Raw genomic sequence first — 21,203 nt, forward strand, 5'->3', positions numbered from 1 at the left:
CCCAGGGTGTTTCGGAACCGCGAGAAGGAGAGCCATGACCCCCCGCGTCTATCTCGACTGGAACGCGACAGCGCCGCTGCGCCCGGAGGCTCGCGAAGCCATGCTTGCGGCGATGGATGTCGTCGGCAACCCGTCGAGCGTGCATGCCGAGGGCCGTGCGGCTCGTGCGCTGGTCGAGAAGGCCCGCGCCCAGGTCGGCGCGGCGTTGGGCGCGGAGGGGGCGGAGATCATCTTCACGTCGGGCGCGAGCGAGGCAGCGGCGCTGGCCTGTGACGGACGCGGCTTGGTGGCCGGCGATATCGAGCACGACGCCGTCGCGGCCTGGGTGGACCCGTCCCTGGCGGTGGACAGCCGGGGCCAGGTGGAGGTGCGGGCGCCGGGCCGGACGGCGCTGCAACTGGCGAATTCCGAGACCGGGGTGCTCCAGGACCTGCCCCAAGGGATTGCCGTTTGCGACATGACGCAAGCCTTCGGCAAGCTGCCCGTGGCGTTCAACTGGCTGGGCTGCGACATGGCGCTGGTTTCGGCCCACAAGCTGGGCGGGCCGAAGGGCGTGGGCGCGCTGGTGCTGCGGCCGGGGATCGAGTTGCCGGCGCGGATTCGCGGTGGCGGCCAGGAACTGGGTCGGCGCGCGGGCACCGAGAATGTCACGGGAATCGCCGGGTTCGGCGCTGCGACCGAGGCGGCGCAGCGCGACTTGGCACTTGGCAAATGGGCGGAAATCGAGCACTTTAGAAATATTCTAGAAAAGGTCATTGCGGCCGCGGCAAAAGAGACTATTTTTGTCGGGAAAGATTCGCCAAGGTTGCCCAACACGACCTGCTTCTCCACTCCGGGGTGGAAAGGCGAGACGCAGGTGATGCAGATGGACCTTGCCGGCTTCGCGATTTCCGCGGGGTCCGCCTGTTCCTCGGGCAAGCTGCGCGAAAGCCGCGTGCTCCGGGCGATGGGGCTTTCGGACGCGGCGGCCGCCTCGGCGGTTAGGGTCTCGCTCGGCCCGGAGACGTGTGAGGACGACGTAATGCGATTCGCCGAGAACTGGCTCACGGCGGTGTCGAAGATGAGGGCCCGCGCGGGCTGAACTTGAAACCGGGCCGGGCGCGGCGGCGCTACCGGAACCGAGAGAGAGGCGGAAGGACCACGATGGCTGCTTTGGACAAAGCCGACATGAAGGACGTGAAGGAAGGGGTCGACCGGGAGACGGTCGAGGCCGTCCAGTCGATGGCCGGCAAGTACAAGCATGGCTGGGAAACCGACATCGAGATGGAATACGCCCCTCTCGGCCTGACCGAGGAGATCGTACGCCTGATCTCGTCCAAGAACGAAGAGCCCGAGTGGATGACTGAGTGGCGGCTCGAGGCTTATCGCCGCTGGCAGCAGATGCAGGAACCCGACTGGGCAATGGTCGAGTATCCGGAGATCGACTTCCAGAAACAGTATTACTACGCCCGGCCCAAGAGCATGGAGCAGAAGCCCAAGTCGCTCGACGAGGTCGATCCGAAGCTCTTGGAGACCTATCAGAAACTTGGCATCCCGCTGAAGGAGCAGATGATCCTGGCGGGCGTCGAAGGCGCCGAGGAGGCCCCGGCCGAGGGCCGCAAGGTGGCCGTGGACGCGGTGTTCGATTCGATCAGTGTGGGCACGACCTTCCAGAAGGAATTAGAGAAGGCGGGCGTCATTTTCTGCTCGATTTCAGAGGCGATTCAGAAGCACCCGGAACTCGTAAAGAAGTATCTCGGCTCGGTGGTGCCGCAGTCGGACAACTTCTACGCAACGCTGAACTCGGCGGTCTTCTCTGACGGCTCTTTCGTCTACGTGCCGCCCGGCGTGCGCTGCCCGATGGAGCTTTCCACCTATTTCCGGATCAACGCCGAGAATACCGGCCAATTCGAACGCACGCTGATCATCGCCGACAAGGGCGCCTACGTCAGCTATCTCGAAGGCTGTACCGCGCCCCAGCGCGACCAGTCGCAGCTCCATGCCGCGGTGGTTGAGATCGTGGCTCTGGACGATGCCGAGGTGAAGTATTCCACGGTGCAGAACTGGTACCCGGGCGACGAGCAGGGCCGGGGGGGCATCTACAACTTCGTCACCAAGCGCGCCGATTGCCGGGGTGACCGGTCCAAGGTGATGTGGACTCAGGTGGAAACCGGCTCTGCGGTGACGTGGAAATACCCCTCCTGCATCCTGCGCGGCGATGACAGCCAGGGCGAGTTCTACTCGATCGCCATAACCAACAACTGGCAGCAGGCCGATACCGGCACCAAGATGGTGCATCTGGGCAAGAACACGCGGTCCCGGATCGTGTCGAAGGGGATTTCCGCGGGCCACGCGCAGAACACCTATCGCGGGTTGGTTTCCATGCACCCGAAGGCGAAGGATTCGCGCAACTATACCCAGTGCGACAGCCTGCTGATCGGCAGCGAATGCGGGGCGCACACGGTGCCCTATATCGAGGTGCGCAACAATTCGAGCCGGGTGGAACACGAGGCGACCACCTCCAAGGTGGATGACGACCAGCTGTTCTATTGCCGTTCGCGCGGGATGGACGAGGAAGAGGCGGTCGCGCTGGTGGTGAACGGCTTCTGCAAGGAGGTGCTGCAGGCCCTGCCGATGGAATTCGCGATGGAAGCCCAGCAACTTGTCGCGATCAGCCTGGAAGGCAGCGTCGGCTGATGCGCGAGAAGCACCCCGAACGGGTGGCGCGCCGCGACGGCGAGGCGCCGAACCGCAACGCGGTGATGGCCGACAAGGGGCCGGCCCGCGTCGGGCGTCACCGGGCGCGCGCTTGGCATTATCTCGGCGGAGTGGTCGGCGGCGCGCTGGTCGGTCTGGCGACGATGTCAGCCCCGGTCGGTGCGCTTTTCGGAGGCGAGCCATCCGCGTTCGGCTGGGCGGGGGCGGCGATTATCGCGGCCGGCGGGCTGGTCGTGCTCGGCCTGCTGGCAAGCGTGCTCTGGGCGGCGTTCCGGGGGCGGCATGCCGGGCGGCGCTTCGGGGTGCTGCTGGGAATGATCGTCGGCTTCGGCGGCGGCACAGTGCTTCCGGCGGGATCCTGATCCGCGAGACCTGAGAGTGCAAGAATGAACCCCTGGGAGAAGACACCGATGATCGTGACGACCACCCCAACCGTCGAGGGCAAGACCATTACTGGCTATCACGGGGTGGTCGTCGGCGAGGCGATCCTCGGCGCCAACGTGTTCCGCGACATCTTCGCCGGGATCACCGATATCATCGGCGGCCGGTCGGCGGCCTATGAGCAGTCGCTGGGCGAGGCGCGCAGCACGGCGCTTCGCGAGTTGGAAGAGCGCGCGGCGGCGGCCGGCGGCAATGCCGTGGTCGGCGTCGATCTCGACTACGAAGTCATCAACAACATGCTGATGGTCTCCGCCTCCGGAACCGCCGTCACGATTGCCTGAAGAGGGATGAACATGCTGGAAATCAAGAACCTGAAAGCCTCTCTTGAAGAAGAGGGCAAGGAAATCCTGAAAGGCGTCGACCTGACCGTCGAGGCGGGCAAGGTGCACGCGATAATGGGGCCGAACGGCTCGGGCAAGTCGACGCTGTCCTACGTGCTGGCGGGCCGAGACGGCTATGAGATTACCGACGGCAGTGCCGAGTTGCTGGGCGAGGACATCCTTGAGATGGAGCCCGAGGAGCGCGCCGCCGCCGGTCTGTTCCTGGCGTTCCAGTACCCGGTCGAAATCCCCGGCGTCGGCAACATGACCTTCCTGCGGACGGCCGTAAACGCGCAGCGCAAGGCACGCGGCGAGGAGGAGATGGACGCCGCGAGCTTCCTCAAGGAGATCCGCGCCAAGGCCAAAGAGCTCAAGATCGACGCCGACATGCTGAAGCGCCCGGTCAACATGGGCTTTTCCGGCGGCGAGAAGAAGCGCAACGAGATCCTGCAGATGGCGATGCTGGAGCCGAAGCTCTGTATCCTCGACGAGACCGATTCGGGGCTGGATGTCGACGCGATGAAGCTGGTGGCCGATGGCGTGAACGCGATGCGCGGCGCCGACCGCGGCTTCCTCGTCATCACCCACTACCAGCGGCTGTTGGACCACATTGTGCCCGATGTGGTGCACATCATGGTCAATGGCCGGATCGTGAAGACCGGCGGCGCCGAACTGGCGCTGGAGGTCGAGAAGAGCGGGTATGCGGATCTCGCCGGGGAGGCCGCGTGATGGCGTTGCCGCAGGCGAAACTGACCGCGACCGAGGAACGTCTCGAGACGCTTTCGATGCCCGAGGCGCCCGGCTGGACCCAGACCGCTCGGCAGGGCGCGCTGGCGCGGCTGCGCGCGATGGGGCTGCCGGGGCGGCGCGACGAATACTGGCGCTTCACCAACCCGGCGGATCTGATCGCGCCGGAACCGCTGCCGTCGACGCATCACCCGAAGCAGAAGACGCAGGTCTTCGACCGGATGGACCGCGTGCGGCTGGTCTTCGTCGACGGCGTGTTCGATGCTGATGCGTCGGACGATCCGGCGCTGGGAGGGGTCGAGATCACCCGGCTGTCCGAGGCGCAGGCGCTGGACATCCACTGGGCCGCTGACCTCTACGGCACGCTCGAGGCGCAGGGGCAGGAGCCGGTCGAACGGCCCTTCGCCTCGCTCAACACGGCGTTTGCGACCGAGGGCGTACTGATCCGCGCCACGGGCAAGGCCGAGAAGCCGGTCAACCTGGTCTATCTGCACGAATCGGCCACGTCCGACGCGATCCTGCACCACGTGATTCGGGTCGAGGAGGGCGCCGACCTGACCCTGCTGGAAACCGGGCCGGCGGCGGCGCGGTTCAACAAGGTGATGGAGGTCGACGTGGCCGACCGCGGCGCGTTTCACCACGTGCGCGTGCAGGGGCGCGACCACGACCGCCGCGCCATGACCCACATCTTCGCGCGGCTGGGCGAGGAAAGCCTGTTCAAATCCTGCACGCTGACGATGAACGGCGCGCTGACCCGCAACGAATGCGTGATCCAGCTGACCGGCGACGACGCGAGCGCCCATGTCGCGGGAGCCTGCCTCGGCGATGGCGATTTCCACCACGACGATACGGTGTTCATCACCCATGACGCGGTGAATTGCGAAAGCCGACAGGTGTTCAAGAAGGTGCTGAAGAACGGCGCGACCGGCGTCTTCCAAGGCAAGATCCTGGTCCAGCCCGGAGCGCAGAAGACCGACGGCTACCAGATCTCTCAATCGCTGCTCCTCGACGACGACAGCCAGTTCCTGGCCAAGCCGGAATTGGAAATCTACGCCGACGATGTGGCCTGTTCGCACGGCTCGACCAGCGGAGCGATCGACGAGACGGCGCTCTTCTACCTGCGTTCGCGCGGCGTGCCGCGGGCCGAGGCGGTGGACCTGATGGTGCTGTCCTTCCTTGCCGAGGCGATCGAGGAGATTGAGGAAGAGGCGATCCGCGAGGAGATAACCGAACGCCTCGCGCAATGGCTCTCGCGGCATCGGACCTAGCATATGGCCCTCACCCAAGAACTGTTGGCAACGTGGCGCGGTCCCCGTGAAGCGATGCGCCGGCGATTGCAAGCGGGCAAGCGTGAGGACCGCGCCCTGGCCTATCTGATGCTTGCCTGCTTCCTCATCTTCATGGCGCAATGGCCGCGGCTGGCGCGCGAGGCTTACCTTATCCCCGAGGTGCCGCTGGAGGCGCGGCTGGGCGCCGCGCTTTTCGGATGGATGGCGTTGGCGCCCCTTTTCTTTTACGGAATAGCCGCTTTCAGTCATCTCTTCGCGCAGATGCTGGGTGGGCGGGGCAGCTTCTACGGGGCAAGGCTGGCGCTGTTCTGGGCGCTGCTGGCGACGGCGCCGGCCGTGCTGGCCTATGGGCTGGCGGCCGGGTTCGTTGGTGCGGGTGTCGTGCTGAACCTGCTCGGCTCGGCCCTCGTGGTTGCGTTCTTCGCGATCTGGCTGTTGTGTCTCAAGGAGGCCGAAGCGCCCGTTCATGCCTGAGACACCGAGATATCGCCAGATGCCCAACCCGCGCCCCTCGCTCGTTTCGCTCGCCCGCGACACCGTCACCGACCCCCGCGACGGGGCGACCCGCGTTCTGGCGCTGCATCTCGATGAAGGCACGCTCTGGCAGGCACTGGTCGCCGTGGTCGCCGTCAGCGTATTGCTGACGCAGCTTGGCAATTACATAGTGGCAACGCCGATCGATCCGCTCTTGCCGATCTTCGAGGCGAACCCGTTGCTCGCCGCGGTGATCCAGGGCGGGCTGCTGGTGGTGATGGTGTATGCGATTCACATCATCGGCCGTCGGTTTGGCGGGACCGGCGCCTTCGCCGGCGCGCTGGCGCTGACGGTCTGGCTTCAGGTCATCATGGCGATGCTGCAGGCCGTCCAGATCCTTTTTCTGCTTGTGCTGCCGCCGGTGTCGGGGCTGATAGGGCTGTTTGGGATCGGGCTGTTCTTCTGGCTTCTCAGCCACTTCGTGGCGGTTCTTCACAGCTTCGACTCGGCACTCAAGACCTTCGCCGGTATCGTGATGTCGATGATCGCCATCGTCTTCGGCATGAGCCTGCTGATGTCCATCCTCGGCATAACCCTGGGCGGAGCGCTGACCGATGTATGACGTTGACACCATCCGCGCGGATTTCCCGATCCTCGGCCGCGAGGTGAATAGCAAGCCGCTCGTTTACCTCGATAACGGGGCCTCCGCCCAGAAGCCGCGGGCGGTAATCGACGCTGTGACCCGCGCCTATGCCGACGAATACGCCAACGTCCACCGCGGCCTGCACACGCTGTCGAACATCGCGACCGACAAATACGAGGCGGTGCGGGGAACCATCGCGCGCTTTCTCGGCGCGCAAGACGAGGACGAGATCGTCTACACCACCGGCACGACGCAAGGCATCAATCTGGTGTCCTATGGTTGGGCAGCGCCACGGATGGAGCCGGGCGACGAGATCGTTCTGTCAGTGATGGAGCACCACGCCAATATCGTGCCCTGGCATTTCCTGCGCGAACGCCAGGGCGCAGTGCTGAAATGGGTCGACGTGGACGGGCAGGGCAACCTCGACCCACAGGCGATGATCGACGCCATCGGACCCCGCACGAAACTGGTGGCTGTCACCCACATGTCGAACGTGCTGGGCACAGTTGTCGATGTCGCAGAGATTGTGCGGGGCGCCCGCGATAAGGGCGTGCCGGTGCTGGTGGATGGCTCGCAAGCCGCCGTTCACATGCCGGTCGATGTCGATGCGATCGGCGCCGATTTCTACGCGATCACGGGGCACAAGCTCTACGGCCCTTCTGCCTCGGGAGCGATCCACATCCGCAAGGAGCGGCTGGCGGAGATGCGGCCCTTCCTGGGCGGCGGCGACATGATCCGCGAGGTGCACAAGGACACCGTCACCTACAACGACCCGCCGATGAAGTTCGAGGCGGGCACGCCGGGCATCGTCCAGCAGATCGGGCTGGGGGTTGCGCTCGACTACATGATGGGGGTGGGGATGACGAGCATCGCTGCCCACGAGGCCGAGATCGGCTCTTACGCGATGGACCGGCTCAAGGGGCTCAATTGGCTGCAGGTGCAGGGGCATGCCGAAAACCGCGGTGCGATTTTTTCCTTCACCCTGGACGGGCCGGCGCATGCCCACGACATCTCCACTGTGCTCGACAAGAAGGGCGTGGCGGTCCGGGCCGGGCACCACTGCGCAGGGCCGCTGATGGACCATCTGGGTCTTTCGGCGACCTGCCGCGCCTCCTTTGCAATGTACAACACGCGCGACGAGGTCGACGTGCTTGTCGACGCGCTGGAACTCTGCCATGACCTGTTCAGCTAGGGCCCGGTGACGCGCCCGGCGCCCCCGGCGGCGCATTCGCGTTCACCCGGCTCACGTCACGCCGCCATCGGCAGCGAGAGCGGCGTGGCCTGCTGGCTCGTCGCATGGCGCGGGAAGCAGAAGACAGGCCCCCACGGTACGGCATCGGTGCGCAAATAGAATTGCGGCCTGGTATGCATGTCGACCAAGGCCCGGCCATGGTTCGTGACGTCGGCGAAGATCGTGCACTTGACCCAGCCCCCCGCCTCGTGGCCGCTCTCCCGGACCACCGACTTGGGCAGGCCGCCATCGACCGAGGATCGTAGGCGAACCCGCTTTCCGTGTCCGACCCGCCCGATCCCGTCACGTCGACGACCGTGTGCTCGACGGTCTTCACCGGCGCCGAAAGCTGGTAAATCTGCAGCGTCACGACCGCCCGTACGATGGCCGTGCCCGGGCCCTCGGCGGCACCGGAGGAGGTGCCCCAAGTCCACGCCAGGTAATGGCCGTTCAGGAAGACCTGCGACCGGATGCAGTACAGCCTTTCGGAGCTAGGGATGAACGCGTAGCGGCACCACGAGGTCAACTCCGCGCTTTTTGTTGTGCCGGTATCCTGTCCGCGCGCGTCTACCATCGGGTGAGCGACGCAGCCCGCTGCATCGAAACGCACTTCCGCCGTGGCGGGGCGCCTGCCGGCGTGATGGTTTCAGGGTCGCTTCCATGGCTGGACGCCGCGGCGCTGTTGAAGAAAAGACAGATGCAGTTCAACTCGCCCATGGCTTCGGGCTGGTGGGCCATGACCCCTTCGGCCGCCTTCCGCGCGATCCGGGCGTTTCTCTGGCCCGAAATCATGTGGCGTTCGGCGATGTCGGCGCCAGTCCCTTCGAGGCCCTTCCGGACGCCCTCCGCGAGCGCGTCGAATTCCTTGTCGGCGCGCCATTCGAGCTCGCGGAGTCTACCGACATCGATGCGCATCAGTGTGAGATAGCCCTCCCGGCTCTTGCGACGGAAGTCATGAAGCGCCCGGGAGAGGCCTTCGTCTTTCGTTTTCGCCTCGAGTCCGGTTGAGTGTCCTCCGACGGCTCGTTCTGCGATTGCATGCCGCGTCTGCCATTGACGGCGGTCATCGCGCGCGGTGCCCGCGCCGCGATCAGCGCGAAACGGCCGGTCGCATACCACGGGCCAGCATCGTCATTTCGGGGATCATCTCGGTGATCTCTATCGCGTCGAACCCGGCGCCCCGCAGCGCGTCGCCGAGCCACCTTTCGTCCACCGACCGGGCCTTCGGCGTGAAGGCGGTATGCTGCAACTGCCAGAGCGCGGCCAGCTTGGGTCCGGTCCGGTCCGCACGGACGACGAAATCATGGACCATCAGCTGCCCGCCCGCTGCAAGATGCCCAAAGGCACGTGCGACAAGGCCGTCATGGGTCTCTCCCGGAACGCCGGAGAACAGGTAGGACATCAGGATTGCGTCCTGCCCAATTGGCCAATCGGCCTCAAGCGCATTGCCTTCGATATAGGTGATTCGACCCGATAGCCCTGCCTCGTCGACATAGGCCTGACCCAGCGCCGCGACATTGGGAAAATCTACGATTGTCACGTGGAGATCGGGAAAGGCCTGCGCCAAAGTGATTGCGAAGGCCCCGGTGCCGCCGCCCACGTCAAGCATCCGTTTCGCGCCCGAAAGGTCCGCGAGCTTCACCAGCTGGCGCGCCGGTCCCAGGGAGCCCGCATGCTGCGAGGCGGAGTAAAGCCGCGCCTCCTCTGGGTCGGAGAACCACTCGGCATAGGACGACGTCGCCTCGGGCGGCAAGCGGCCGGTCAGCGCGTCGTCGATCTGGTCCAGCAGCCCGTACATCTGCTGGCCGACCTGAAGGCGAAGGTAATCTCCGAAATCGTATTTCGCGCCCTTCACGAGAAAGGACTCGGCGGCTGGCGAATTGGCGAAGCGCCCGTTTTGGCTGGTAACGAGTCCCAGGCCCGCCAGCGCGGTCAGCAGCGTCTCTGCCCGGTCGGCGTCCAGCGGCGCCGTCTTGGCCAACTCCGCCGGTGTCATCGGGCGGTTGGCGAGCGCGGTGAACACGCCCGCGCCAAGCGCCGCGAACAGCGCCTTGGAGCCCATGAAACCGAAGGCGATGTCGGAAATCTGGTCGGCGGTGGTGAGCGGCGCCATGCTGTCCCTCTCGTGTTTTGCGGATCGCAGCCTTGTTAGCGCAGCGTCGCGCGAAAAGCCAGAAAGCGACAGAAAGACGTCGTTTTCGGATAAGGCGGGCCCGCGCGCGATCACTTTTGGCGCTTCGGTGCTGCGGCTTTCCCGTTGCAGGACCGGTCCGCCCGCGCTATAGGTCGCCCACGGCATTGGCACCCGTAGCTCAGCTGGATAGAGCGCTGCCCTCCGAAGGCAGAGGCCATAGGTTCGAATCCTATCGGGTGCGCCATAAGATCAACCACATAGGCCGGATTTGCGGCGGTCGGCGTATCCGTAGGCCGCGCACGGCTCGCACGAACACGGTAATGCGCGGGCCAGTCGCGGCATGAGCGACTGCTCAGGAAGGCCAGTCCGTTTTTGCGCCCTCGGAGCAGACGGAGTATCTCCCGCTCAGCCCTGGGCCAGAAACTCGTAGCCTGCCTCAGCAGGGCGCCTGCCTGATCCAGCACCCGTTTCACGATAGGCGCCGTGACGGGCGAGTTCCAAAGCCGGGTATAAGCATGACCGACTTCCAGGCGGCCACATGCCGATGTACATTAACAGGCTGCTGAAAAACCTCGCTCTGGACGTCGGTTGAGGGACGTGATTCACCCCTTGGGCGGTTGCCGGAGGGGTTGGGATGCGGGGCGCGGACGAGACGAGCGGGTCGCTGTTCAGCTATGTTGACATCGAGGCGCGGATCCCGGCGCGGCATCCGTTGCGGCAGATCCGGCGGGTCGTGAACGAGGCTTTGGCCAGCCTCGATGCCGAGTTCGAGACGCTCTACGCCCCGGAGGGCCGGCCCTCGATCCCGCCGGAGCGGCTGATCCGGGCGAGCCTTCTACAGATCCTGTTCTCGGTACGCTCGGAGCGGCAGTTGATGGAGCAGATGGATTACAACCTCATGTTCCGCTGGTTCGTGGGCCTGGGGATCGACGACGCGGTCTGGGTCCCCACCGTCTTCACGAAGAACCGTGACCGGCTGCTGACCACCGACATGGCGCGCAAGGTGATGGGCGCGATCCTGGCTCACCGGGAGGTCGCACCGCTGCTGTCAGACGAGCACTTCTCGGTGGACGGCACGCTGATCAAGGCCTGGGCTTCCATGAAGAGCTTCCAGCCGAAGACCGAGGGCAGCCCGCCCGGCGCGGACGGGCCGGGTGACCCGCCGGGGGACACCGATCAGGATACCAGCCCCGACACCGCCCCTGCCCAGCCCGAAGCCGAGACCGTCCCGATGCCCAGCCCCAGCCGCCGCCACCGCAACGCCGAAGTCGACTTCCGCGGCGAGAAGCGCTCCAACGCCACCCATGCCTCGATCACCGACCCCGACGCGCGGCTGTTCCGCAAGTCGCAGGGGACGGGCGCGCTGCTCTGTTACATGGGGCATGCGCTGATGGAAAACCGCAATGGCTTCGTCGTCCAGGCCGACCTGACCCGCGCCGATGGCCATGCCGAACGCCGCGCCGCGCTCGACATGATCCACCGCCATTCCCCCGGCTCGACCCGCCGCCTCACGCTGGGCGCCGACAAGGGCTACGACAGCGCAGATTTCGTCGCCGATCTGCGACAGGCCCACGTCACGCCGCATGTCGCCCAGAAGGCCCGACACTCCGCCATCGACGGCAGAACCACCCGCCACCCCGGCTACGCCCTGTCCCAGACGCGCCGCAAGAAGATCGAAGAGCCCTTCGGCTGGGCCAAGACCGTCGGCGGCATGGCCCAGACCGTATACCGCGGCCTCGACCGCGTCGCCGCCCGCTTCACCTTCACCATGGCCGCCTGCAACCTCGCCAGACTGCCGAAGCTGCTGGCCGCCTGACGCCAAAGGCAGGGCCGAGACCAAGCACACAGAACAGACGACGCCGGCCTCACGGGTGAGGGTCAGGGAAATCCGTCCGGCCGCAAGAGAATTTCAGCGGCCTGTTAAGGGATCGGCGCGCGGTCGCGAGGGGCTTGCCGCGCGGCCGCGCCACCTCCAGCGTGTCCTAGTCGGACAGGATTTTTCTGAGTGTGAAGACACCGCGCATGTCCCCCACGGCGAAACCGCGGGCCCGGTCCTGCGGGTATAGCTCGGCCAGCTTGGCCTCGACCGGGGGCTTCACCGTGTCTCCGCCGTGGCAGGTCACGCAGAGTTCGGCGGTGGGAATGGCCTTGACCATGTGAAAGACCCGCTGCCCACTCTTATCGATAATCCCGGTTGCGGAAAGCCCCTCGACCGGCGCGCCCGCGGCCTCGCGCGCAAGGAATGCCTCGACGGCCTCGGCGGTGAACGCGTCAGGGGCATTCTCCGGGTTGCGCAGGCGGTGGCTTGACCGGGCCACCGTCCAGCTCCCGGTCGACAACTTCGCGGCGATCTCTGGCGCCTTCGTATTGCAAACGGCGATGGCGTTCACGGGGCCACCGGCCTCGATCGCGTCCAGCAGCGCGCTCTTGAGCGCGGCGCCGAAGCTCATCATCAGCGCCTGGCCCTCCGCGGCCAGTTCCGCTACCTCGTCGGCCTCGGCCTCGGCCGCCGTCGACGCGAGGCTCGCGGCAAGCCCCGCTACAATCAGTCCTGTCCGCATCCCGGTCTCCTCCCGCTCAGGATGGCTTTTCCGCCATGCCGTGCCCCGATCAACCGGGTACACTCCCGGCGGGGCATCGTCAGAATGCCACAAAATCCGCGAAACCGGAATCGGCAAGCCGTCCGCGCAGTTCTCGGCCGCCTGATCGACTCCGTCGACGACTTGGACCTTCGGGCCAGGTCAGGGCGGGACCCTCGCGTCAACCGTAGCTTGTGGCGTGGACCTGGGCCGGATTCGGCTGCTCCGATGCAGCCTCACCTGCCGCCGCTCATGATAATTTATCCTTCAAAGTAATAGTTTGATGAAGGCTGCGCATACAGCACTTGAAATGTATTGAAATTCCCCGCATCGTCTTGGCATCTCAATGGTCAACGCGCCGGAATGCTCACGTTGTCTAAGCATTCCGAAGGTCCGCGCGGGACCCGCCCGCAGTGTGGATATGGCCCAGGCGACGCAACCGCCGACAGAGCCGCGGGCACAAAGAACGAAGACGAGAGCGCCGAAGCTGCACCTTGAACGAGGTGGGCGCACGGCCGCGTGACGGCACATGTCCCCCGACATGCGGCCGTGTCGAGGAAGTGGAGAGGACGATGAACGACTACGAAGCCGGCAATGCCGAACTGACGATGACCGACCAAGCCTATAGTGACGACCCGCTGGTCGACCGACGCACCGATCACTACAGGAAGGAGTACATCGCGAGCTTCGTCGACAAGTGGGATGAATTGGTCGACTGGCGCGGCCGCGCCGAGAGCGAGGGGCAGTTCTTCATCGACATCCTGCGCGCCCGCGGCAAGGAACGCGTGCTCGACGTGGCCTGCGGCACCGGATTCCACTCGGTGCGGTTGACCGAGGCGGGCTTCGACGTCACTGCATCGGACGGGTCGGCGGCGATGGTGGCCAAGGCCTTCGAGAACGGCAAGGCGCGGGGGCTGATCCTGAAGACCGCACAGGCCGACTGGCGCTGGCTAAACCGGGACATCCACGGAAAGTACGACGCGATCATCTGCCTTGGCAACTCGTTCACCCATCTCTACGAAGAATCCGATCGGCGCCGCGCGCTCGCCGAATTCTACGCCGCGCTCAAGCATGACGGGATCCTGATCCTCGACCAGCGCAACTACGACGCCATTATCGATCATGGCTATTCCAACAAGCACAGATATTACTACTGCGGCGACAAGGTCACCGCCCAGCCCTCCCACGTCGACGAAGGGCTGTGCCGCATGGTCTACAGCTTCCCCGACGGCGAGGAATTCACGCTCAACATGTGCCCGATCCGCAAGAACTACATGCGGCGGCTGCTGTCGGAGGCCGGGTTCGAGCGGGTCCGCACCTATGGGGACTTCCAGGAAACCTATGCAGAGGACGAGCCCGACTTCTTCATACACGTGGCCGAGAAATCGGCGCTGCATCTGGTGCGCTGGGGCGGCGTGTCGCCCGACGGCCGCGAAGACATCCGCGATATCACCGAGGACTACTACGACAGCGATGACGCCGACACGTTCTACTCGAAGATCTGGGGCGGCGAGGATCTGCATATCGGCCTCTATGACGAGACGTCCGACATTCGCGCCGCGTCCGACCGCACCATCGCCACGATGCTGGACCGGCTGCCCGACCTGACCGCCGAGTCCCGCGTGCTCGACATGGGCTCGGGCTATGGCGGCGCGATGCGCACGGTCGTGCGCAAGACCGGCTGCAAGGCTGTCTGCCTGAACCTGTCCGAGACGCAGAACGAGTACAATCTCGGCAAGGTTCGGCAGGCGGGCCTGCGCGACAGGATCGACGTTCGTCACGGCGTCTACGAGGACGTGCCGGCCGAGGATGCCAGCTTCGACGCGGTCTGGAGCCAGGACGCCTTCCTGCATTCCGACCAGCGCGACAAGGCGCTGGCCGAAGCGTGGCGCGTGCTGAAACCCGGCGGCCACCTGATCTTTACCGACCCGATGCAGGCCGACGACGTGCCCGAGGGCGTGCTGCAGCCCGTCTATGACCGTCTTCAGCTCAACTCGCTGGGCAGCCCGCGCTCCTACCGCCAGGCGGCCGAGGCGATCGGTTTCGAGACGGTGGCACAGGAGGACATGGTGGCGCAGCTGCGTACCCACTACGCCCGTGTGCGCGAGGAACTTCTGGCCAATTACCAGATGCTCCGCGACGAGGGCGCCTCGGCCGAGTATCTCGACAAGATGGCCGTGGGGCTTGAGAACTGGGTCAAGGCGGCCGATGCCGGCCATCTGGCCTGGGGCATCCAGCACTTCCGCAAACCGGCATAAGCCCATCCCGCATGCGCCTGCCGCGCCGCCAGGCGCGGTGGGCCGTTTTGCGCCGTCGCGACCCGACCCGGCCGCGCGGCGTCTGCGGGCGCGCGGCGCCCGCCATCCTGAAGACAACGCGACGAGGAGACAGATGAGCGACAAGACCTGGCTGTTCACCAGCGAATCCGTATCCGAGGGCCACTCCGACAAGGTATGCGACCGCATCTCCGATGCCGTGCTCGACGCCTATCTGGAGGCCGACCCGCAATCCCGCGTCGCCTGCGAGACGCTGGCCACGACAGACCGGGTGATCATCGCCGGCGAGGTGCGCGGCCCCGACGACGTGCGCCAGCATGTCGAGGAGATCGCGCGCATGGCGATCAAGGATATCGGCTACCAGCAGAAGGGCTTCTCGTGGAAGACCTGCGCCGTGGAAAACCTGCTGCACGAGCAGTCCGCCGACATCGCCATGGGCGTGGACGAGGGCGACAAGGGCGAGGAAGGCGCCGGCGACCAGGGCATCATGTTCGGCTATGCCTGCACGGAGACCGACGAACTGATGCCCGCGCCAATCCAGTTCGCCCACCGCATCCTGCGCCACATGGCCGAGGACCGGAAATCCGGCCGTCAGACCCATTTCGGCCCCGATGCGAAAAGCCAGGTGACGCTGATGTATCGCGACGGCAAGCCGGTTGGCGTCGATACCGTCGTCGTCTCCACCCAGCATGCCGAGGAGGTGACGCAGGACAAGGTGCGCGCCCTGGTGCGGCCCTATATCGAGCGTGTGTTCCCTGAGGACTGGGTGCTGCCCGAGGACCGGCTGATCGTGAACCCCACCGGCAAGTTCGTGATCGGCGGCCCGGATGGCGACGCGGGCCTGACGGGCCGGAAGATCATCGTCGACACCTATGGCGGCGCGGCGCCCCATGGCGGCGGTGCCTTCTCCGGCAAGGACCCGACCAAGGTGGACCGCTCGGCCGCCTATGCGGCCCGTTATCTTGCAAAGAACGTCGTCGCCGCGGGGCTGGCCGAAAAAAGCCAGATTCAGCTGGCCTATGCGATCGGGGTGCCGGACCCGGTGGCGATCTACGTCAACACGCTCGGCACGGGCCGGGTGAACGAGGACGCGCTGGCCGCGCGGCTGCGCGAGATGGTGCGCCTGACGCCGCGGGGCATCCGCGAGCATTTGGGCCTCTTGAAGCCGATCTACACCCGCACCGCCGCCTATGGCCATTTCGGTCGCGCCGCTGCGGAGGATGGCGGCTTCGCCTGGGAGAGGACCGACCTGGCCGACGAGTTGGCGCGCAGCTTCGGCGGCACCGCCGCGGCCGAGTGAACACGGAACGAGACGAGGATACGATATGAACAAGCCTGAACAGATCGACGGCGACTACGCCATCAAGGACCTTTCGCTTGCGGGTTTTGGCCGCAAGGAGCTTGAGATTGCGGAGACGGAGATGCCGGGTCTGATGGCGTGCCGGGAGGAGTTCGGCGCGGCGCAGCCCCTGAAGGGCGCGCGGATCGCCGGCAGCCTGCACATGACGGTCCAGACCGCGGTTCTGATCGAGACGCTGGTGGCGCTGGGGGCCGAGGTGCGCTGGGCGTCCTGCAACATCTTCTCGACCCAGGATCATGCCGCGGCCGCGATCGCCGAGGCGGGCATTCCCGTCTTCGCCGTCAAGGGCGAGACGCTGCCCGAGTACTGGGACTATTGCGACCGCATCTTCCAGTTCGCCGAGGGCGGCGCCAACCTGATCCTGGACGACGGGGGCGATGCCACGCTCTACATCCTGCTCGGCGCGCGGGTCGAGAACGGCGAGGACGACCTGATCGCGGTGCCGACCTCGGAAGAGGAAGAGGCGCTGTTTGCCCAGATCCGCAAGCGGATGGCCGAAAGCCCCGGCTGGTTCACGAAACAGCGCGACATGCTCAAGGGCGTCAGCGAGGAAACCACGACCGGCGTTCACCGTCTCTACGAACTGATGAACAAGGGCCTGCTGCCCTTCCCGGCGATCAACGTCAACGACAGCGTCACCAAGTCGAAATTCGACAACAAGTACGGCTGCAAGGAAAGCCTGGTCGACGGCATCCGGCGGGCCACCGACACGATGATGGCCGGCAAGGTCGCCTGCGTCTGCGGCTATGGCGACGTGGGCAAGGGCTCGGCCGCCTCGTTGCGCGGGGCCGGCGCGCGGGTGAAGGTGACCGAGGTCGACCCGATCTGCGCCCTTCAGGCCGCGATGGACGGGTTCGAGGTGGTGCTTCTGGAAGACGTGATCGGCACCGCCGACATCTTCATCACCACCACCGGCAACAAGGACGTCATCCGCATCGAGCACATGCGCGAGATGAAGGACATGGCGATCGTCGGCAACATCGGGCACTTCGACAACGAGATCCAGGTGGCCTCCCTCAAGAACCACAAGTGGACCAACATCAAGGACCAGGTGGACATGATCGAGATGCCCTCGGGCGCGCGGATCATCCTGCTGTCCGAGGGGCGGCTGCTGAACCTGGGCAACGCCACCGGCCACCCCAGCTTCGTGATGTCGGCGAGCTTCACCAACCAGGTGCTGGCGCAGATCGAGCTCTGGACCAAGGGCGAGCAGTACGGCAACGAGGTCTACATCCTGCCCAAGCATCTCGACGAGAAGGTCGCCCGCCTGCACCTGGAGAAGATCGGCGTGAAGCTGACCGAACTCTCCACCGAACAGGCCGCCTATATCGGCGTCACACAAGAAGGCCCGTTCAAGCCAGAACATTACAGGTATTGAGGGGGCAGCGACATGAGCAAACTGACACCGCATATCGTGGGGCTGGGCAACGCGTTGGTGGACGTGGTGGCCTCGGTCGAGCCCGAAGTGATCGAACGCCACGGCCTGACGCCGGGCGGGATGCATCTGGTGGATGCCGAGGCGGCCCACGCGCTCTTCGCCGAGGTCGCCCCCGGAGTGCGCCAGTCCGGGGGATCGGTCGCCAATTCCATCGCGCATCTGGCCGATCTCGGCCTGAAGGGCACCTATCTCGGAAAGGTGGCCGACGACGAACTGGGGCGCACCTTCCGCGAGGAGATGGCGGGCATGGGCATCGCCGCCCCCGTGGCGTCGGCCGAGGACGCGAGCCTCGGGACCGGGCGCTGCGTGGTCCTGGTGACGCCCGACGGGGAGCGCACGATGAGCACCCATCTGGGGGCGGCGACCTCGCTGGCCCCGTCGGACATCGCCGCCGTGCAACCGCGCGAGATCGATATCCTGTTCGTCGAGGGGTATCTCTGGGACGCGCCGCTTGGCGCGGCGGTGATAGAAACCGCCGCGCAGCTGGCCAAGGCGGCGGGGGCGCGCATCGCGCTGACCCCGTCCGACCCCGGCTGCGTCGAGCGCAATCGCGACGTGATGCTGAGCTTCATCGCGCGCCATGCCGACATCCTGATCGGTAACCAGCTCGAGGTCGGCGCGCTTGCCGGCCAGACCACGCCCGAGGCGGCGCTGGAATGGGCGCTTTGCCAGGTGCCCGTCGCCGCGGTCACTGAACACGAGAAAGGCTCGCACGTCGCCGACGGCGCGGAACGGCACCACGTCGCGCCGGCGCCGGTGCCGCGGGTCGTCGACAGCACCGGGGCCGGCGACGCCTATGCCAGCGGCTTCCTCGGCGGTCTCGCGCGCGGCGCGGCCGTTTATGAGGCCGGGCGGCTGGGGGCCGAACTGGCCGCGAAGGTGCTGGTGCATTACGGCGCGCGCGACGGCGCCGCAGCCCGCGCGATCGAGCTGCCGGCCGCGTGAGCGGGCGGCAGCGGGCCCGTGGCGCGCATCACACCTGCGTGCGCTTGTCATCGGCGCCGAACTCCACGAGGGTGGAAGGATGATCCCGGATCGTCTTGCCAGATGGTTCGCGGGGCTCGTCGACGCGGAACGCGCCGCCGAGGGGCCGCCGCCGAGAACCCTGTTGCCTTACATGCGCTGGTTGCTGAGTGGGGCATGGCCCGCGATCGGTCTGGCGGCCGTCGTGTCGATGCTTGCGGGCACGTTCGAGGTGATGACGGCGATGATGCTTGGCGTCGTGATCGACGCGGCGCAGAGCAGCGCGCCGGATCGCGTCTTTGTCGACAACGTGCTTCTGCTGGGCGGCGTCGCGCTGTTCTTCGTCGTGGTGCGGCCCGCCGCCTTCGGTGCGAACACCGCGATGCAGTCCCTCGCGCTGGCGCCGAACATCAACAACCTCGTCCTGTCGCGGCTGCATCGCTGGACGCTGGGCCAGTCGGTAACGTTCTTCGACAACGACTTCGCCGGCCGCATCGCACAGAAACAGATGCAGTCGGCCCGCGCGGTCACCGATACCGTGACGGACTTTATCTCGGCGGTCGTATTCGGCCTGGCCTCGATCGTCGGTTCGGCGCTTTTGATGCTGTCGATCGGGGGCGAGGTGGCGGCGATCCTGGCGGTCTGGATCGTGCTCTACCTGCTGCTCATCCGGGCTTTCATGCCGCGCATTCGTACGCGCTCGGCGTCTCGCGCCGCAGCACGGGCGATGGTATCGGGGCAGGTGGTGGATACGGTTACCAACATCAAGACCGTCAAGCTCTTTGCCCACCAGGACCACGAGGACCGCGCCGCGCTGAATGAGATGCGCCGGTTCCGCCAGGCCGCTTTCGAGTTCGGTCGCGTCTCGGCGTCGTTCCGGTTCCTGCTGATGACGCTGGCGGGCGTGCTTCCGGTGCTCGTGGTTGGTGCGACGCTCGCCCTCTGGACCGGTGGCGCGGCAAGCGTGGGCGACATTGCCGCTGCCGGTGCGGTGTCGATCCGGCTGGCGCAGATGAGTGGCTGGATCAGCAACACGCTTCTGGGGATGTATGCGCATATCGGCGAGATCGAGGACGGCATGCGCACGTTGACCCCGCCCCACGAGATCGAGGATCCGGCGCATCCGAGGCCCGCCGGCGGCCCACCGGTGATCGAATTCGATCATGTGACCTTCGCCTATGGGCGCCGAAGCGGTGGCGTTCAGGACATCGACCTGACGATCCACGAGGGCGAGAAACTGGCCATCGTCGGTGCCTCGGGCGCGGGCAAGTCCACGCTGGTGGCGCTGTTGATGCGGCTCTACGACACCGAGGCGGGCGCGATCTGGGTCGGCGGCCGGGATGTGCGCGAGGTGTCGCAGGAAGACCTGCGCCAGCATATCGGCATGGTCACGCAGGAGACCGCGATGTTCAACCGCTCGGCGCGGGACAACATCCTTTATGGTCGGCCGGACGCCAGTGAGGAGGAGATGATCGCCGCCGCCCATCGCGCCCATGCGCACGGGTTCATCCAGGGGCTTAAGGATTTCCGCGGGCGGAGGGGCTATGACGCGTACCTGGGCGAACGCGGGGTCAAGCTGTCGGGAGGGCAGCGCCAGCGCATCGCGCTGGCCCGCGCGCTCCTGAAGGACGCGCCCATACTTGTGCTGGACGAGGCGACATCGGCGCTCGATTCCGAGGTCGAGGCCGAGATCCAAGACGCGCTTCAAGAGGTTATCGAGGGCAAGACCGTTCTGGCGATCGCGCACCGCCTATCGACCATCGCCCAGATGGATCGCATCGTCGTGCTAGAAGGCGGAAGGATCGTGGAGCAGGGGAGTCACACCGAGCTGCTGGCCCGCCGCGGGCTCTATCATCGCTTCTGGAGCCGCCAGTCCGGCGGGTTCATCGGCTATGCCGAGGCGGTCGGCTGAGTCCCCCTGCCATCGGACGATGTGGCAGGCGCGCTTTGTGGCCCGCACCGGTGCGCTGCCCGAATGTCGGCAGGGTGATCGACCAAGCGCTGGCTTGGCGCGGCGCTAGGCGTCTCTCTGCAGAAGCCCCGCCCGAACGTAGAGGAGGCTGGCGGAAAACCAGGGCGTTGCGTGCAGATCGCCATGATTGTCGATGCCGAAGAACCGGTAGCCAAGGGGCAGGAGGAGCCGTTCCAGATCGGCGAAGCTGAGCCGCTTGGCATAGGCGTCCCCGAGGATGATCTCGGTCTCGATCACCTTGATCCGGCCCTGTTCCAGCGCACCTTGCGCGCCGGCAAGGACCGCTTCCTCGCGGCCCTGTGTGTCGATCTTCATCAGGTCCACGGCTGCGAGGCTGGTCTCGGCCAGATAGTCTCCACGGTTGTTACCGGAACGTCGTACAAATCGCGGGTGAGCTCCGCCGGCGCAATCCGACGTTGCGCGCGTCTGACACGGACCCATTCGGACGACTCGTCGACCGGCACGAAGCTGGACGTCGCGCTCTTGGCATTGGCATGAAAGCGAGCGGTCCCTGCCGGTCTCTGACACCGAGATGGTTCAGCCGGATTCCCTCTAGACCCAGGCAGGCGTCTTCCAGGACGCCGTAGTTCCCGCGGTCCGGCTCGAAGGCGTGAATCTGGCAGCCGGGAAAAAGCGCCC

Annotated in this window: 20 protein-coding genes and 1 tRNA gene; 16 read left to right on the forward strand and 5 right to left on the reverse strand. The window is 66.0% G+C overall.

The window, feature by feature from the left end; translation table 11 throughout:
• Positions 1–34: 34 nt before the first annotated feature.
• From BUR28_RS03260 to BUR28_RS03300, 9 genes are all read left to right on the forward strand, one after another.
• Positions 35–1,081: a cysteine desulfurase family protein gene (locus tag BUR28_RS03260; protein WP_074218818.1), complete on the forward strand. Its 1,047-nt coding sequence runs from the start codon at positions 35–37 to the stop codon at positions 1,079–1,081.
• A 62-nt stretch (positions 1,082–1,143) separates the two neighbouring features.
• Positions 1,144–2,676, forward strand: coding sequence for a Fe-S cluster assembly protein SufB (sufB, locus tag BUR28_RS03265; RefSeq protein ID WP_074218819.1), 1,533 nt, complete (start codon positions 1,144–1,146; stop codon positions 2,674–2,676).
• Entirely contained in the window at positions 2,676–3,059 is a 384-nt protein-coding gene (locus BUR28_RS03270) for a hypothetical protein (protein WP_074218820.1), read from the forward strand. Before sufB ends, BUR28_RS03270 begins: the two co-directional genes overlap by 1 nt.
• 48 nt (positions 3,060–3,107) lie before the next feature.
• Complete coding sequence (locus tag BUR28_RS03275) at positions 3,108–3,419, forward strand: heavy metal-binding domain-containing protein (RefSeq protein WP_074218821.1); 312 nt, start codon at positions 3,108–3,110, stop codon at positions 3,417–3,419.
• 12 nt (positions 3,420–3,431) lie between these two features.
• Positions 3,432–4,187: a Fe-S cluster assembly ATPase SufC gene (sufC, locus tag BUR28_RS03280; RefSeq protein ID WP_074221493.1), complete on the forward strand. Its 756-nt coding sequence runs from the start codon at positions 3,432–3,434 to the stop codon at positions 4,185–4,187.
• A complete protein-coding gene (gene sufD / locus BUR28_RS03285) occupies positions 4,187–5,473 on the forward strand; it encodes a Fe-S cluster assembly protein SufD (RefSeq protein ID WP_074218822.1) in 1,287 nt (428 codons plus the stop codon). The genes sufC and sufD overlap by 1 nt, the downstream gene beginning before the upstream one ends.
• Positions 5,474–5,476: 3 nt before the next feature.
• Positions 5,477–5,968: a YIP1 family protein gene (locus BUR28_RS03290; protein WP_074218823.1), complete on the forward strand. Its 492-nt coding sequence runs from the start codon at positions 5,477–5,479 to the stop codon at positions 5,966–5,968.
• Positions 5,961–6,590 carry a Yip1 family protein gene (locus BUR28_RS03295; protein WP_083626409.1) on the forward strand — a complete coding sequence of 210 codons (630 nt, stop codon included), beginning with the start codon at positions 5,961–5,963 and terminating at the stop codon, positions 6,588–6,590. Before BUR28_RS03290 ends, BUR28_RS03295 begins: the two co-directional genes overlap by 8 nt.
• Entirely contained in the window at positions 6,583–7,803 is a 1,221-nt protein-coding gene (locus BUR28_RS03300) for a cysteine desulfurase (protein WP_074218825.1), read from the forward strand. The genes BUR28_RS03295 and BUR28_RS03300 overlap by 8 nt, the downstream gene beginning before the upstream one ends.
• Before the next feature lie 56 nt (positions 7,804–7,859).
• On the opposite strand, the gene BUR28_RS03305 is transcribed toward BUR28_RS03300, so the two are convergent.
• From BUR28_RS03305 to BUR28_RS03315, 3 genes are all read right to left on the reverse strand, one after another.
• Complete coding sequence (locus tag BUR28_RS03305; protein WP_074218826.1) at positions 7,860–8,072, reverse strand: hypothetical protein; 213 nt, start codon at positions 8,070–8,072, stop codon at positions 7,860–7,862.
• A gap of 337 nt (positions 8,073–8,409) precedes the next feature.
• On the reverse strand, positions 8,410–8,757 hold the full coding sequence (locus BUR28_RS03310; RefSeq protein ID WP_074218827.1) for a hypothetical protein: 348 nt from the start codon (positions 8,755–8,757) through the stop codon (positions 8,410–8,412).
• A 175-nt stretch (positions 8,758–8,932) separates the two neighbouring features.
• Entirely contained in the window at positions 8,933–9,955 is a 1,023-nt protein-coding gene (locus BUR28_RS03315; RefSeq protein ID WP_074218828.1) for a methyltransferase, read from the reverse strand.
• A 188-nt stretch (positions 9,956–10,143) separates the two neighbouring features.
• Here BUR28_RS03315 and BUR28_RS03320 point away from each other — a divergent pair.
• Positions 10,144–10,220, forward strand: a tRNA-Arg gene (locus BUR28_RS03320).
• A gap of 390 nt (positions 10,221–10,610) precedes the next feature.
• A complete protein-coding gene (locus tag BUR28_RS03325; protein ID WP_074218829.1) occupies positions 10,611–11,792 on the forward strand; it encodes an IS5 family transposase in 1,182 nt (393 codons plus the stop codon).
• A 166-nt stretch (positions 11,793–11,958) separates the two neighbouring features.
• Here the strand turns inward: BUR28_RS03325 and BUR28_RS03330 are convergent, their stop codons facing one another.
• Positions 11,959–12,537 carry a Tll0287-like domain-containing protein gene (locus BUR28_RS03330; RefSeq protein ID WP_074218830.1) on the reverse strand — a complete coding sequence of 193 codons (579 nt, stop codon included), beginning with the start codon at positions 12,535–12,537 and terminating at the stop codon, positions 11,959–11,961.
• Between the two features lie 590 nt (positions 12,538–13,127).
• Between BUR28_RS03330 and BUR28_RS03335 the strand changes: the two genes are divergently transcribed.
• The 5 genes from BUR28_RS03335 to BUR28_RS03355 all read left to right on the forward strand — a co-directional run bounded on the left by BUR28_RS03335 (position 13,128) and on the right by BUR28_RS03355 (position 20,504).
• Positions 13,128–14,813: a glycine/sarcosine N-methyltransferase gene (locus tag BUR28_RS03335; RefSeq protein WP_074218831.1), complete on the forward strand. Its 1,686-nt coding sequence runs from the start codon at positions 13,128–13,130 to the stop codon at positions 14,811–14,813.
• Between the two features lie 133 nt (positions 14,814–14,946).
• A complete protein-coding gene (gene metK / locus BUR28_RS03340; RefSeq protein WP_074218832.1) occupies positions 14,947–16,131 on the forward strand; it encodes a methionine adenosyltransferase in 1,185 nt (394 codons plus the stop codon).
• A gap of 25 nt (positions 16,132–16,156) precedes the next feature.
• The gene (ahcY, locus tag BUR28_RS03345) at positions 16,157–17,569 is read left to right on the forward strand and encodes an adenosylhomocysteinase (RefSeq protein WP_074218833.1); all 1,413 of its coding nucleotides are present in this window, start codon (positions 16,157–16,159) and stop codon (positions 17,567–17,569) included.
• Positions 17,570–17,581: 12 nt separating this feature from the next.
• Positions 17,582–18,574, forward strand: coding sequence for an adenosine kinase (locus BUR28_RS03350; RefSeq protein WP_074218834.1), 993 nt, complete (start codon positions 17,582–17,584; stop codon positions 18,572–18,574).
• Positions 18,575–18,653: 79 nt separating this feature from the next.
• Positions 18,654–20,504, forward strand: a complete 1,851-nt coding sequence (locus tag BUR28_RS03355) for an ABC transporter ATP-binding protein (RefSeq protein WP_074218835.1) — start codon at positions 18,654–18,656, stop codon at positions 20,502–20,504.
• Between the two features lie 105 nt (positions 20,505–20,609).
• Here BUR28_RS03355 and BUR28_RS03360 read toward each other — a convergent pair whose 3' ends face one another.
• Positions 20,610–21,005, reverse strand: a complete 396-nt coding sequence (locus BUR28_RS03360) for an FkbM family methyltransferase (RefSeq protein WP_083626412.1) — start codon at positions 21,003–21,005, stop codon at positions 20,610–20,612.
• Between the last annotated feature and the right edge of the window lie 198 nt (positions 21,006–21,203).

This window comes from Rhodovulum sp. ES.010, from assembly GCF_900142935.1.
Taxonomy (GTDB): Bacteria; Pseudomonadota; Alphaproteobacteria; order Rhodobacterales; family Rhodobacteraceae; genus Rhodovulum.